Raw genomic sequence first — 14,912 nt, 5'->3', positions numbered from 1 at the left:
GACAAAAATCAGCATAAGCAATCAAAACATCATTACAGCCAATAAGTTACGCACCGTTATTAATGTCTACTTTTACGCGAACTGCTTGTTTTTATGTATTGTTATGCAAAGAGATCGCACCCAAAGCACTACGGGAATCACTTTGATTCTCACTTAATGCTGGCCTGTTTTGTCTAAAAATAAGCACGAAAAGGTAAAGATAAGGTAAATAGCGCATTTTTTCGCATGCGAAATTAAGTTGTTTTTAATTGATGAAAATCAAATTACATCACACAGGGGCAGCGAAAAAATGATCATTGAAGACTATGGAAACCATTTTTTACATGAGGTTTAAGACGTGAAAAGAAAGGTTGCTATGCAATGCTGAGCGGGCCGGAACAGCCCGCATGAGAGGTGGTAAAATCAAGCGTTAACTTTATCCAGCGGCCAGGAGTCAAATAGATAGCCATCGAAGTCGATGTCATCAACATTTGAAAACTCCAGCAGGCGCTGTTTGACGTTTTCCAGATGCTGCCACATCGCCAGCTTGGCCGCGCGGGCATCCTTTTTGATTAACGCCGCCAGGATCTGTTTATGGTCGCCCATCCACTCTTTACGATAGTGGGTATCATCGAGATGGCTATGAAGCTGGATCCACATCGGGTTGTTCTCGCGCCACTGCCATGACTGGCGAAACAGCTCCACCAGCATGCTGTTATGCGTGGCCTCGGCGATAGCGAGATGGAACTGCATGTCACCGCTTTCAGAACCGTTCGGTTCGCTGGAGGCCAGCTCCCGCTCTTCCAGTTGCAACGCCTGGCGCATTTTGACGATATCTTCGCGGGTGGCCTGCAGCGCGGCAAATTCGGCGATGTTGCTTTCCAGCAGCTGTCGCGCCTGGAGCAGCTCAAACGGGCCTGCATCATTGCAATGATTCACATCCGAACTGTCGATAGTCTGAGCTTCTGCATTGTCGAGTACGTAGATCCCGGCGCCACGACGCACGTCCACCAGACCTTTAATTTCCAGCATGATTAACGCTTCGCGCACCACCGTGCGAGTGACATTGAGTCTCTCGGCGATTTCACGCTCCGGCGGCAAGCGCTCACCAGGCAGGTACGGCGTCTGGACAATCAGATCGCGGATCATTGCACCCACTTCCTGATAGGGTCTTTGCTGAGAAGTGTTTGATTTCATCGTGTTATGTCCGTCAGATGCGTCAATTCAGAATCCGGAGGCTGGATGACTGCGCACACCTTATCCGGCCTACCAATAACGTTTTTTCGCCTGAACTATAGCATTTGCGGGAAGCCAAAAACAGAAAACGGGTCAACCAAATTAGTATTTTGATTGACCCGTCATACCTGGGAGGTTATGCGTCAGCGCTTAACGCTGCAACACACTCGCGTGCGCCGTGTTCACACAGCTGTTGATACGCCGCGGTAACCGTCGCAACAAAGTCGGCGTTTTCCGCCAGATCATGACCAAAAATGCCGCTCAACCCCAGCAGAGCCGTCACGCGTTCGGCTCCCTGGAACTGTTGGTTAATGCGCTGGAATTCGGCCTGCATTGGGTCGACAACATCAATGACCTGCCCCTGTTCATCCACACCGTGGGTGTAGCGCATCCAGCCCGCGATGCCCAGTGCCAGATGACGCCAGCCGCTACCGTTTTGCAGATGCAGACGCACCGGATCCAGCAGACGCTGTGGCAGTTTCTGGCTGCCGTCCATCGCAATCTGCCAGGTACGGTGGCGCAGAGATGGGTTGCTGAAACGCTCGATCAGCAGCGTCGCGTAGGCGTTGAGATCGGTACCTTCCGGCATCGACAGCGTTGGCGCTTGCTCCTGCATCATCAGCGCAAACGCCGCTTTGCGGTATGCTGGATTGGTCATGGTGTCAGCGATGGTTTCATAACCGCCGAGATAGCCCAGATAAGCGAGGAAAGAGTGGCTGCCGTTGAGCATGCGCAGTTTCATCATTTCAAACGGTACTACGTCGGCAACAAACTGTGCGCCGACTTTGTCCCAGTCAGGGCGACCGTTAACAAAGTTGTCTTCAATCACCCACTGGCGGAACGGTTCGCAGGCGATAGCGCACGGATCGTAAACGCCCAACTGGTCGGCAATCTCCTGCAACGTTTCTGGCGTTGCCGCCGGAACAATGCGGTCTACCATGGTGCACGGGAAAGTGGCGTTTGCTTCAATCCACTGCGCCAGCTGCGGGTCACGCGCCTGCGCCAGGCCCAGCACCGCGACTTTCGCCACATGCCCATTTTCACGCACGTTATCGCAGGACATCACGGTAAAGGCCGCCAGCCCCTGCTCACGACGCAGATGCAGCGCCTGTACGATGTAACCAATCGCCGATTTCGGCGCGGCTGGATTTGCCAGATCGTGTTTAATCAGCGGGTTATTGAGATCTAACTGGCCGCTGGCAGCATCGGTGCAGTAGCCTTTTTCCGTGACCGTCAGCGAGACAATTGCCGTCTGCGGGCGCGCCATGGCCTGTAAAATACCATCACAGCCGTCAAGCTCCGGGTGCAGCGCTTCTTTCATCGAGCCGATCACTTTCAGCACGGTGTTGTCCGCGCCTTTTTCCGCCACGGTATACAGCAATTGCTGCTTGCGCAGGTTTTCAATCAGTATGCAGTCATTACCCGGCATCAGGTTAACTTCACAGATACCCCAGTCGCTGTCGGTGGTTTCCAGCAGATGGTGGGTGTACAGCGCCTGATGCGCGCGGTGAAAAGCGCCGCATCCCAGGTGAACAATGCGGGATTGCAGACGAGAGCTGTCCCATGCAGGGCGTGCAACCGGCAGGTTGCTATTGGCAATTGTCGTTGTCATCGTGAACTCCAGATCCCGTCGGAAATACCAACGGAGAGAAAAGAAAAAAGCCGGCCAGACAGGCGACCGGCAACACTGCTTTAGCGGCTAAAGAAAGCGCGCTGGATAGCCATCTCAACGCCACGCACTTCCGCCAGGCCTTTCAGGCGACCAATCGCGGAGTAACCTGGGTTGGTTTTCTTTTTCAGGTCGTCAAGCATCTGGTGACCGTGGTCCGGGCGCATAGGGATCAGATCCTCTTTGCCCTCGGCTTTACGGCGCTGTTCTTCCTCAACGATCGCTTTCACCACTTCGTACATGTCAACGTCGCCATTTAGATGCGCCGCTTCATGGAAGGTTTTCGGGTTATCTTCACGCAGCGTGGAGCGCAAATGGGTGAAGTAAATACGCGGGCCAAACTGTTTGATCATGTCGACCAGGTCGTTATCCGCACGAACGCCGTAGGAGCCGGTACACATGGTGAAACCGTTCGCCATGCTGTTGACCGTATCGACCATCCACTGCATGTCTTCCACGGTGGAAACAATGCGTGGCAGGCCAAGGATTGGGCGCGGCGGATCGTCCGGGTGTACCGCCATGCGCACACCGACCTCTTCTGCTACAGGAATAATCGCCTTCAGGAAGACGGCAAAATTCTCACGCAGCGCAGCTTTATCGATATCCTTATAGCGTTCAAGATGCTGGCGGAACTGGTCGAGCGTGTAGCCCTCTTCCGCGCCCGGCAAACCGGCGATGATATTGCGGGTCAGACGTGCTTTGTCTTCTTCGCTCATGGTGGTGAAGCGTTCATTCGCCTGCGCAATCTCTTCGGCGGTGTAGTCCGCTTCCGCGCCAGGGCGTTTGAGGATATGCAGCTCAAAGGCGGCAAATTCAATTTGATCGAAACGCAGCGCTTTGGAGCCGTCCGGCAGGACGTATTCCAGGTCGGTACGGGTCCAGTCGAGAACCGGCATAAAGTTGTAGCACACGGTACGAATGCCGCACTCGGCCAGGTTACGCAGGCTTTGCTGGTAGTTGGCAATCCACTGCTGATAGTTGCCGGAACGGGTTTTAATGTCTTCGTGGATCGGTACGCTTTCGACGACCGACCATACCAGGCCCGCCTGCTCAATAATGGCTTTGCGTTTTAGGATCTCATCAACCGTCCACACTTCCCCGTTCGGGATATGGTGCAAGGCAGTGACAACGCCCGTTGCACCCGCCTGACGCACATCCGCTAAGGTGACCGGATCGTTAGGACCATACCAGCGCCATGTCTGTTCCATGTTTTATTCCTCGTTTACGTTATGGACTCGACGATATGGCACATAAATTCCTCCTTTTGGTATTACATGTCAACCTGAAGCGATGAATTGGTTAACCAAATCACGATATCTGCTGACCATACCGCTAATGAACGGCCATACAACCCAGTATTAATGTAAACATGTAACGCAATGTGACATCCATCGCATCATAGGTTGACCAATATATGTAACATCTCAACCAAAATCATAATAGTTCAACCAAAGTAAGGTAGACGTTATATGCACGTTCTCAATATTCTGTGGGTTGTATTCGGCATCGGCCTGATGCTGGTGCTCAATTTAAGATTCAAAATAAACTCGATGGTCGCCCTGCTGCTGGCGGCACTCTCGGTCGGTATGCTGGCGGGAATGGATTTAATGGAACTGCTGCATACCATGAAATCCGGCTTTGGCAGCACGCTGGGTGAGCTGGCGATTATCGTAGTATTCGGGGCAGTCATCGGTAAGCTGATGGTTGACTCCGGCGCGGCGCATCAGATTGCCCATACGCTGCTGGCGCGACTCGGTCTACGTTACGTGCAGCTGTCGGTGATCATTATTGGTCTGATCTTCGGCCTGGCGATGTTCTATGAAGTGGCGTTTATTATGCTGGCACCGCTGGTGATCGTCATTGCCGCGGAAGCGAAGATCCCGTTCCTTAAGTTGGCGATTCCTGCGGTTGCCGCCGCCACCACCGCTCACTCACTGTTCCCACCGCAGCCGGGTCCGGTCGCGCTGGTTAACGCCTACGGCGCTGACATGGGCATGGTTTACATCTACGGTATCCTGGTGACCATTCCGAGCGTGATCTGCGCCGGACTTATCCTGCCGAAATTCCTCGGCAACCTCGATCGTCCAACGCCGTCATTCATGAAAGCCGACGTACCGGTTGACCAGAACAACCTGCCGTCCTTCGGCGTGTCTATTCTGGTGCCGCTGATCCCGGCGATCATCATGATCTCCACCACCATCGCCAACATCTGGCTGGTGAAAGGGACGCAGGCGTGGGAAGTGGTCAACTTCTTAGGCTCCTCGCCGATTGCAATGTTTATCGCCATGGTTGTCGCCTTCGTGCTGTTTGGTACCGCGCGCGGTCACGACATGCAGTGGGTAATGAACGCCTTTGAAAACGCGGTGAAAAGCATCGCCATGGTGATCCTGATCATCGGCGCGGGCGGCGTACTGAAGCAAACCATTATCGATACCGGCATCGGCGATACCATCGGCATGCTGATGTCGCACGGCAATATTTCTCCCTACATCATGGCGTGGTTGATAACCGTGCTGATTCGTCTGGCAACGGGTCAGGGCGTGGTCTCAGCCATGACGGCGGCGGGGATTATTAGCGCAGCGATCCTCGACCCGGCAACCGGTCAACTGGTGGGCGTCGACCCGGCATTGCTGGTGCTGGCAACAGCGGCCGGCTCCAACACCCTGACCCATATCAACGATGCTTCGTTCTGGCTGTTCAAAGGCTACTTTGACCTGTCGGTGAAGGATACGCTGAAAACCTGGGGTCTGCTGGAGCTGGTAAACTCCGTGGTTGGCCTGATTATCGTGTTGATCATCAGCATGATTGCATAACGTCGATACCGCTCTGGCCTATAGCGCCAGAGCGGTTTTCCATCCTGCCTCAACAATCCTCAATAATCAGATACACCGCCTTCACCGGGCCATGCACCCCAACCACCTTGATAAGCTCAATATCCGCCGTCGAGCTGGGTCCACTGATGATATTAATGCATGATGGCATACGCTCACCGGCCTGTGCTTTCTGATGCAGCTTTTCTGCCAGTTGCGCCACGCGCGGCAGAATGGAGCTTTTACGCAGCACGAAAATCGAGGACTCCGGCAACAGGCTCAGAGAACGCCCGCGCTCCGGTGCGGAAAACAGCACCACGCCGCCGGACTCCGTCAGGCCATATTCGGCATACACTACGCCGACTTTCGCCTGCTCGGCCTGGGTAATATTTTCGCTACCACGCGCCGGATCCCAGACCACAGCGTGGCATTCCTGCTGCAAGCGTTCGGTGATGCCCAGCTCCACCAGCCGGCTGTCGCCGCTCAGCACCACCGGCTGCTGACCCAATTCTTCGCACAGGCGCAGCGCCGCGTCTGCGGCCTGGTCCTCGCTGGTCAGTTCGCAGCGGGCCAGCATCACTTCGCTGGCAAACTGGATAAACGCAGAGCAGCGCTGCTCGGGGCTAAGCTCGGTCAGGCGCTCGTTGGCATAGTTGTTAACCGGCGCGGCATCTGCTTGCGGCTCGAAGCGCAGCGGGCGACCCAGCGCCTGGGCGATGGTGTTTAAAAACGCGGTACAGTTATCCATTCTTTTTCTCCTGCGCCTGATGTTTCTTAAACCAGCTACGGAAGCTCTCGCCGTCAGCATCAGGCAGATCGCGCGCCTCCATCCAGTCACCAATCGCACCAACCTTGAGCGGGGTTTTGCCGCCATTGATAAACCAGCTCGCCGCATGCGCGCCCGCCATCATCCCAACTTTCCACAGCCCCGGATGGCTATTGGCATAGGCGAACATCTTGATCGCCCGTCGCTCGGCTTTCGGCGTAATGCCCTCCTCGGCCATCACCCGGCGATGACGCAGGATCAGTTTTGAAAGCGGAATACGCACCGGGCAGACGCTGTCACAGGCCGTGCATAAAGAACAGGCGTACGGCAGGTCTTTAAAATCTTTATAGCCGCCGAGCAGCGGAGAAATCACCGCGCCGATAGGTCCAGGATAGATAGAGCCATAGCCGTGTCCGCCGATGTGGCGGTACGCCGGACAGGTGTTCATACAGGCTCCGCAGCGGATGCAGCGCAGCACCTCGCGAAACTCTGAGCCCAGCACCTGCGAGCGACCGTTATCGACAATCACCAGATGGAACTCTTCCGGTCCGTCAACGTTGTCAGCCTCACGCGGGCCGGTCAGCCAGGTGTTGTAGCCCGTCAGACGTGCGCCCACGGCGCTGCGCGCCAGCATGGTGATCAGCACATCCACCTCGGCAAAGGTCGGCGCGATACGCTCCATGCCCATCACCGCAATGTGCGTTTTCGGCAGCGTGGTGCACATGCGCGCGTTGCCTTCGTTGGTCACCAGACACACCGAGCCGGTTTCCGCCACGGCAAAGTTACAGCCAGTAATACCGATTTCGGCACTGAGGAAATCCTCGCGGATCTTCTGACGAATGAACAAGGTCATAGCTTCCGGGGTTTCCGGGCCGTCGTACCCCAGACGTTCGTTCAGCACGCGGCGGATCTGGTAGCGATCTTTATGAATCGCCGGAACCACGACGTGCGAAGGCGGATCCTGATCCAACTGCAGAATATATTCCCCGAGATCGGTTTCGATCACCTGGATTCCGGCATCCTGCAGCACGTGGTTGACGCCGATTTCTTCGGTCACCATCGACTTGGACTTCACCACCTTCTTCGCATTTTTACTCTGCGCGACCTGCAAAATGTAGCGAGTGGCGTCTTCTTTGGTTTTGGCGAAATAGACGTGTCCGCCGTTTTCCGTCACTTTCTCGGAGAGTTGGTACAGGTAAGCGTCGAGGTTGCTCAGAACGTGATCGCGGATCTGGCTGGCACGATCGCGCCAATCTTCCCAGTGGCCTAACTCATCAACCATTTTTTGCCGATTCGCGCCGATACGCTCCTGCGCATTAGCCACGGCTTTGCGCATGATCGGATCTTCTATCTGCTGACGAATACGCAGTTTAAATTCTACATCGCTGGTTTTTATCGACATCTCTTTCCCCTCAGCGGCTCATCAGCACTTCAGCAATATGCATCACTTTGACCGGCTGGCCTTCCCGTTGCAGTCGGCCGCCAATGTTCAGCAGGCAGCTAACGTCTGCGCCAATCAAATATTCCGGCTTTGCATCCATCAGATGTAAGACTTTCTCTTTCACCATCTCACCGGATATCTCGGCCATCTTGACCGAGAACGTCCCGCCAAAGCCGCAACAGGTATCCTGATCGGCAAACGTCAACAGCTCCAGTCCGCGCACGTTTTTCAGCAGCGTAAGCGGCTCTTCCTTCACTCCCAGTTTGCGGGTCAAGCTACAGGAAGGATGATACACAGCGCGGCCCTGCAGGCTGGCACCAACGTCCACCACGCCCAGTTTGTTGACGATAAAGGAGGTGAGATCCTGCATACGCGCGGAAACTTTCTCAGCACGCAGCGCCCATTCCGGTTCATCGGCCAGATACGTCGGGTAGCTTTTTACCGCGTAGGTGCAGGAGCCCGCCGGGGAGATAATCGGATCGTCGTTGTCTTCCAGCGCGGCGATCAGGTTTTTCATCCCGGGGATCGCCTCTTTGATGTATCCGCTGTTGATGGCTGGCTGACCGCAACACCCTTGCTTCTCGGGGAAATTCACGCGACAACCCAGTTTTTCCAGCAGCAATACGGAGTCTCGTGCCATCCGTGATTTCAGTGCGTCACCAATGCAGGTAACAAAGAAATTTACATTCACAATAACTACTCCATTGCTTCATTTCTGTTTATTGCGCTTGATATCGCGATATCAAGCAAAGATTCAGCTGTATTTCACGCCCAGTTTTTGTATTTGCTTGTTTTACTAATGTCTGGGTTCATTATGATGCACGGATCGTTTTCCTTTGATAGCGACTCTCTTCTTCTTATATCAGGACAATCGCAAATGTCTGTATTTTCATTTGTATGACAAAACCAAATAATCCCCTAATCAACATGCATATGCAATACCCATGTTTATTTATTTCGGACTTGCTCACATTTTTATATTGAAAACGACAGTGTTATTAACACCTTATAAAATAGTTTCGAATGATTACTACCTTCGTCACTACCATTATTAAAAATGTTATTAAATAACCACTTATGGGTATTTACCTTGCTCTTAAGTATATTTATCTGGCATTGAATTTTAATTAAAAGATTACAATAGTTACAAAACCACAAATCATAATTACTTTATTCACTGAAGCGATTCAGTTTACATATTTTATTTACACGGCAATGTAGCCTTCCCGCCATAAATATAAATCAGGTTTAATGAACCAATCAGGAATAGCAATGAACGAATATTTTATGTTTGCCCTGGCACTCTCTCCTTTACTACTTATGGTATTTTTAATACTGAAATTAAAAATGCCCATCCATTATTCCGTACTGATTTCTTTGGTATTCACCGCTGCACTATCGGCAATATTCTGGGAAATGCCCGTACAAAATCTGAAAGCCGCGATAGGCTATGGCGCACTGAAGGGACTATGGCCGATCGTGATTGTGATCCTCGGCGCTATTTTCAGTTATAACGTCATGCAAGCGACCAAAGCACTGGATATTTTGCGCGATATTCTCGCCAGCATTAGCGAAGATAAGCGTATTCAGGTGCTGCTGATTTCATGGTGTTTTGGTGGATTTCTTGAAGCCGCAGCGGGCTATGGCACGGCGGTCGCTATTCCGATCGGCATTCTCATTGCGCTGGGATTCAACCCGCTGAAAGCAGCGATTGCTTCTCTCGTGGCGAATACCGTTCCCACCGCATTCGGCGCGGTCGGGATCCCGGTTTCTATTCTGGCTGAACAGGTTAATCTGCCGGTTTATACCTTAGGCGGAACCATTATTTTGCAGCTTGCGCTGTTTAATATTCTGCTGCCGTTTGTGATTGTCTGCATTATTGGCGGCGGCCTGAAAGCCATTCGTGGCGTATTTCTGATCACGTTGATTTGCGGCATTTCCACGCTGATTCCGCAATATTTTGTCGCCATCCATCTTGGCGCGGAATTACCCGCTTTTGCCGGTAGCCTGGTCAGCCTGTTTGCCGTGGCGATGGTCAGTCGCCTGCGCAAAGGGAAAACCGATCCCGAGTGGCGCATTGAGGTCAGCCATACCCGCGAAACCACGCCGCGCTCGGCAAAAGTGCTGTTCCGCGTGGGCTCTATCTATCTGTTTATTTTTGTGTTTATCCTGCTGTGTTCGCCGCTGTTCCCGACAATAAAAGGCGCGGCGTCCCAACTGGCTTCGGTGCTGCATTTCACGTTGGCTGACGGTAAAACGATGGCACTGAAAGTTGAATGGGTGACCACACCAGGGATGCTGATCATCTTTGCGACCATTATCGGCGGTTTTATTCAGGGGGCGTCCGCACGCGGGATGCTGGAAGTATTTATCAAAACCATTTTCCAGCTTAAAAACTCTATCGTCGCAATTATGGCGATCGTCGCGCTGGCCACGGTGATGGACCTCAGCGGGATTATCTCCACGCTGGCGCAGTCGATTGTCGATCTGACCGGCAGCTCGTACGTCTTCCTCGCCCCGGTGATTGGCGCGCTGGGCACGTTCGTTACCGGCAGCGATACCAACTCGAACATTCTGTTCGGCAAGCTGCAAACCATTGCTGCCAGCAAGTTGCATATCGATCCTAACTGGCTGGCGGCGGCCAATACCTCTGGCGCTACGGGGGGGAAAATGATTTCGCCGCAAAGCATCGCCATCGCGGTTTCTGCCACCAAAATGGACGGTCAGGCCAACCAGATTATGTCTGGCACCATGAAATACTGCTGCGCCTACATTGTGATCCTCGGCCTGAAAGTCGGTCTCTTTTATTACTGGTTTATGGCGTAAGCCATTGTCAACCCCGTCAAATTCGCGGCAATCGTATTTGACGACACAGTGACCAAAAAGGTTTACACCGTCCCAGGAACGGAACAAGGCGACAGGCTTTACGATTTGTCGGCGCTGACTAAAATAGCGCCGATGTTTCAAATCGAGGATTGTTGTTATGTTGTTCTGGAAAAAGATGGTGAAGAAGTTCGACGCCTTTTCCGCGTTGATTCCACCACGCTACTTCCGCGTGTAATACCTGGCGCTTCGCTTATCAGGCCTACATTTCACACTCATTTGTAGGCCGGATAAGGCGCGAGCCGCATCCGGCAGCGACAGCAGCGTAAAATGCTCACCCCTTCCTCTTACGCAGACCGCATGCTCTTAACACCGCCACCCACAGACGAAGCCACGCGAAACGGTAGACCAGAGGATGCTGAAGCCGCAGCAATGTCAGAAACATAGAGCCCCCTCGTGGCGCTACAATACCGCTGCCCGATAGCGAATTTGCGGATCCATTATCTGGTGACGCGCATCTATCAGCCGCAGTTCATACGAATCATGCTCTTTTGTCAGTCGCATCACAGCATCGACGACACTGGTGGTCCGCTCCAGCGCCTGCTTGTCCTCATAACCATTGAGCAGTGAAGCCAGCATCACGCTGCAAATCAGATCCCCAACGCCCACCGGCATTTTGGCAAAGGTATACAGCGGCCGGGCAATGTGTAACGTCTGTTCCGGCGTCACCAGCAGCATTTCAAACACCTGTTTGTCCCGCGAACAGTCGCCGAGATGCTTCACCAGCACCTTCTTCACACCCCACGACACCAGCTGCTGCGCAGCTTCCACCACCTCGTCAAAACCACGCAGTTGTCTGCCCGTCAGCACGCCCAGCTCATAGAGATTCGGTCCCATCATGTCGGCCAGTTGAATGGCATCATCGACAAAAAAGGACTCTACGCCCTGCGCGACAATGCAGCCTTTTTGCGGATCGCCCATCACCGGATCGCAAAAATAGAGCGCCTGCGGATTACGCTGACGAATGGTGGTGACCGCGTGCTTCACCTCTTCACAATGGCGTTTATCCCCGAGATACCCGGACAGCACGGCGTCGCATTGCGCCAGCTTTTGCAGGTCATCCAGCCCGCTGATGATGGCGCTCAGCTCGCCGTGCGGCATCGTCATGCCCTGCCACATCCCGTACTGGGTGTGGTTGGAAAACTGTACGGTGTAAAACGGCCAGACATCGATCCCCGAAAGCTGCATCGGCAGCACAGCGGCTTTATTTCCTGCATAGCCATAAACGACTGACGACTGAACAGACAACACGTTTTTCATTTTGACTCCGTCTAACGAAACGTTGGCAGCAGACCAAATACGTCCAGAACAACCGTCAGATAGACAACCGCCCCACAGACAATCACCAGGTTAAGCACGGTGTTATTACAGGGCGCGGTATAGCTGGCGGTCGGAAAACGTTTCCGCGCGGCTTTCACCAGGAACGGCGGCAGGATCACGCTCCAGATGGTAAAGGCCAGACCGGCATAGCCAATCGCGTGCACAAAACCGTTCGGGAAGAAGAAGCACACGGCGGCTGGCGGGAAGTAGGTCACCAGCGCGGTTTTCAGGCGGCCCATGCCGTCATCCGGGAAGTGAAACAGGTCGGCGATATAATCGAACAAGCCAAGCGTCGCCGCCAGCAGAGAACTGGCTACTGCGAAGTTGCCGAAGAAGGTCAGGATCAGATCCATATACCGGCTGGTGAACAGCTCGCTGATGGCCTCAACAAACACGTCGATATTGCCGCCTTTGGCGATAATTGGCGGGAACGCGGAACGGCTGATGTTACCCATCGTGACGCCCAGCCAGAAGATATACAGCAGCAGGGCAAACAGCGTACCGATGATAATCGAACGCGTGATATTCGGGACCCCACTCTTGCCATACAGCTTGACCAGGCTCGGCACGTTACCGTGAAAACCAAACGAGATAATACAGAACGGCAGCGTCATCAGAATGTAAGGCAGGTACTGTGAGTTGGGCAGCGCCACCGCCACGCTGTCGACAAGTTTCGCCACTTCAATATGACCAACCAGCCCGGAGAAAGTAGCAAAGAACGCGATAAACTTACCGATAATCAACACGGTAGTGATGCGTCCGACCAGCAAGGAGCTGTACCAGGCAATCGCGCCGACCAGCATACTGACGATCACCACCGAGATATTCGCCGGAAAACGCACGCCGCTGTATTTGAACACGGTTTGCGCCATCACCGCTGACGATCCGGAAATATAGGCATAGGTCAGAATATACAGCACAAAGCCGAAAGCGATACCGACAACGATATTCCACTTACGACCTAATAAATCCTGAGTAAAGGTATTAAAACTGGCACCGGCGCCATAATGCAGGTTGACTTCAACCAGCATCAGACCGGTTAATAACATCATGATGGCGATAAACAGAAGAATAACAGACGCACCGGGGAACCATACGCCGGCCATCGCAATCGGCAGGGAGAACATCCCGCCACCCACTACGGTCGCGATAACCAACATGGTTCCGCTAATCAGTCCGGGGGTACTACTCTGTCGCTCAATGGCATTAATATCCATGATAAATGTTCCTGTAGACTATTCGTTATAATTACAGCTGTCATTTGTACATCATGCGGATAATAAAAATGTCGGAGTCAGGGTTTACTTTTTTTAGTTATGTCACGGTAACGGGCACCGCAAAGGCTTCCTGTTCATGGAAAAGGAATACAAAAAAGCCCCATCACGTGATGGGGCCATAACTATTTTTTAGATGTAATCAAAGCGTGCAGTAAAGAAACGCAACTGCTTCGGCTCGTAAATAAACTTCAGCCCGCGAATATCTTCTTTGTGCTGGTAAAGTTTAATAATACCGTCAGCCACGACATCCATATGTGCGTAGGTATAAACACGGCGTGGAATAGTCAGACGCACGGTTTCCAGTTTCGGTCTGTGGTGTTCACCGGTCACGTTATTACGGCCCGCAGAGATAATTCCGCGCTCCATACTGCGCACGCCGGTTTCCACATAGATGCTGGCGGCCAGACTTTGTGCCGGGAACTCGTCCTGCGTCAGATGCTCGCAGAAGCGACGCGCATCGAGGAATACCGCGTGACCACCTACCGGTTCAACAATCGGTACGCCAGCGGCTTTCAGCTTATCGCCCAGGTAGCGAACCTGCTTCACGCGGTGCTCGATGTACTCGTACTGCATGGCTTCGCGCAGGCCAATCGCCATGGCTTCCATGTCGCGTCCGGCCAGGCCGCCGTAAGATGGCATACCTTCGTAAACCACGACTAACTCTTTGGCAGAAGAGAACATTTCGTCATCGTTCATGCACAGGAAGCCACCGATGTTCACCAGACAGTCTTTTTTACCACTCATGGTACAACCGTCGGCGTAGCTGAACATCTCATGCACGATCTCGGCGATGCTCTTGTTCTCAAAGCCCTGCTCTTGCTCTTTGATAAAGTAGGCGTTTTCCACGCAGCGGGTAGCGTCGTAGAACACTTTAATGCCGTGCGCTGCCGTCAGTTCACGCACCGCACGCATGTTCGCCATCGAGACCGGCTGCCCGCCTGCGAGGTTAACCGTCACCGCCAGGCAGATATACGCAATATTCTCTGCGCCTTTTTCATCAATCAGTTTTTGTAATTTTTTAAGATCGATATCACCTTTAAACGCAATATTCAGACCGGCATCGTGCGCTTCGTCACGAACGATATCGACAAACACCGCACCATTTTTTTCCTGGTGATAACGAGTGGTAGTGAAATACATATTCCCGGCAACATATTGCCCTGGTTTAATAGCCAGTTGCGATAACAGGTTTTCTGCGCCGCGGCCCTGGTGAGTCGGAACAATATGTTTAAAGCCGAACAGTTCCTGCACGGTTCTTTCCAGATGATAGAAGTTTTCGCTGCCCGCGTACGCTTCATCACCCATCATCATTCCGGCCCACTGCTTGTCGCTCATTGCGTTGGTGCCACTGTCGGTCAGCAGGTCAATATAAATATCTTTCGAATTTAACAGGAAAGTATTGTAACCCGCTTCCTGCATTTTCTTAAGGCGCTCATCACGCGGGATCATAGATACAGTTTCAACGCTTTTAATACGGAAGGGTTCTGCCGGATAATTCATTTTGTTTCTCCAGTAACAGTGGTCATGTACG

The 14,912-nt window shown here is 52.9% G+C and carries 11 protein-coding genes; 2 read left to right on the top strand and 9 right to left on the bottom strand.

Going from position 1 to position 14,912, the window contains the following annotated elements; genetic code table 11:
* Positions 1-402: 402 nt before the first annotated feature.
* From uxuR to uxuA, 3 genes are all read right to left on the bottom strand, one after another.
* Positions 403-1,176 carry a Uxu operon transcriptional regulator gene (gene uxuR / locus OGY17_RS08875; protein WP_032934226.1) on the bottom strand — a complete coding sequence of 258 codons (774 nt, stop codon included), beginning with the start codon at positions 1,174-1,176 and terminating at the stop codon, positions 403-405.
* Positions 1,177-1,351: 175 nt separating this feature from the next.
* On the bottom strand, positions 1,352-2,827 hold the full coding sequence (locus OGY17_RS08870) for a fructuronate reductase (protein WP_048236203.1): 1,476 nt from the start codon (positions 2,825-2,827) through the stop codon (positions 1,352-1,354).
* A gap of 80 nt (positions 2,828-2,907) precedes the next feature.
* Entirely contained in the window at positions 2,908-4,092 is a 1,185-nt protein-coding gene (uxuA, locus tag OGY17_RS08865) for a mannonate dehydratase (RefSeq protein ID WP_032942283.1), read from the bottom strand.
* 261 nt (positions 4,093-4,353) lie between these two features.
* On the opposite strand from uxuA, the gene gntP reads away from it, so the two are divergent.
* On the top strand, positions 4,354-5,697 hold the full coding sequence (gene gntP, locus OGY17_RS08860; RefSeq protein ID WP_003033260.1) for a gluconate permease GntP: 1,344 nt from the start codon (positions 4,354-4,356) through the stop codon (positions 5,695-5,697).
* 49 nt (positions 5,698-5,746) lie between these two features.
* On the opposite strand, the gene OGY17_RS08855 is transcribed toward gntP, so the two are convergent.
* The 3 genes from OGY17_RS08855 to OGY17_RS08845 are packed head-to-tail and all read right to left on the bottom strand — an operon-like array spanning position 5,747 to position 8,592.
* Complete coding sequence (locus OGY17_RS08855; RefSeq protein WP_286606963.1) at positions 5,747-6,442, bottom strand: LutC/YkgG family protein; 696 nt, start codon at positions 6,440-6,442, stop codon at positions 5,747-5,749.
* Positions 6,435-7,862, bottom strand: a complete 1,428-nt coding sequence (locus OGY17_RS08850; protein ID WP_286606961.1) for a LutB/LldF family L-lactate oxidation iron-sulfur protein — start codon at positions 7,860-7,862, stop codon at positions 6,435-6,437. Before OGY17_RS08850 ends, OGY17_RS08855 begins: the two co-directional genes overlap by 8 nt.
* Positions 7,863-7,872: 10 nt before the next feature.
* Positions 7,873-8,592, bottom strand: coding sequence for a (Fe-S)-binding protein (locus OGY17_RS08845; protein ID WP_001102107.1), 720 nt, complete (start codon positions 8,590-8,592; stop codon positions 7,873-7,875).
* Between the two features lie 581 nt (positions 8,593-9,173).
* On the opposite strand from OGY17_RS08845, the gene OGY17_RS08840 reads away from it, so the two are divergent.
* Positions 9,174-10,727 (top strand): L-lactate permease, encoded by a 1,554-nt coding sequence (locus tag OGY17_RS08840; protein WP_057068974.1) that lies wholly within the window; start codon positions 9,174-9,176, stop codon positions 10,725-10,727.
* 459 nt (positions 10,728-11,186) lie between these two features.
* On the opposite strand, the gene pdxY is transcribed toward OGY17_RS08840, so the two are convergent.
* The 3 genes from pdxY to OGY17_RS08825 form a co-directional block, all read right to left on the bottom strand.
* Positions 11,187-12,044 carry a pyridoxal kinase PdxY gene (pdxY, locus tag OGY17_RS08835; RefSeq protein WP_167820394.1) on the bottom strand — a complete coding sequence of 286 codons (858 nt, stop codon included), beginning with the start codon at positions 12,042-12,044 and terminating at the stop codon, positions 11,187-11,189.
* Between the two features lie 11 nt (positions 12,045-12,055).
* Positions 12,056-13,321: an aromatic amino acid transporter gene (locus tag OGY17_RS08830; protein WP_003830097.1), complete on the bottom strand. Its 1,266-nt coding sequence runs from the start codon at positions 13,319-13,321 to the stop codon at positions 12,056-12,058.
* Between the two features lie 189 nt (positions 13,322-13,510).
* Positions 13,511-14,881, bottom strand: a complete 1,371-nt coding sequence (locus OGY17_RS08825) for a tyrosine phenol-lyase (RefSeq protein ID WP_016155590.1) — start codon at positions 14,879-14,881, stop codon at positions 13,511-13,513.
* Positions 14,882-14,912 lie beyond the last annotated feature (31 nt).

Source organism: Citrobacter sp. Cpo126 (assembly GCF_030332445.1).
Lineage (GTDB): Bacteria > Pseudomonadota > Gammaproteobacteria > Enterobacterales > Enterobacteriaceae > Citrobacter > Citrobacter portucalensis.
Note: the sequence above shows the minus strand (reverse complement) of the source record. Positions and strands in the feature narration are given on the sequence as shown.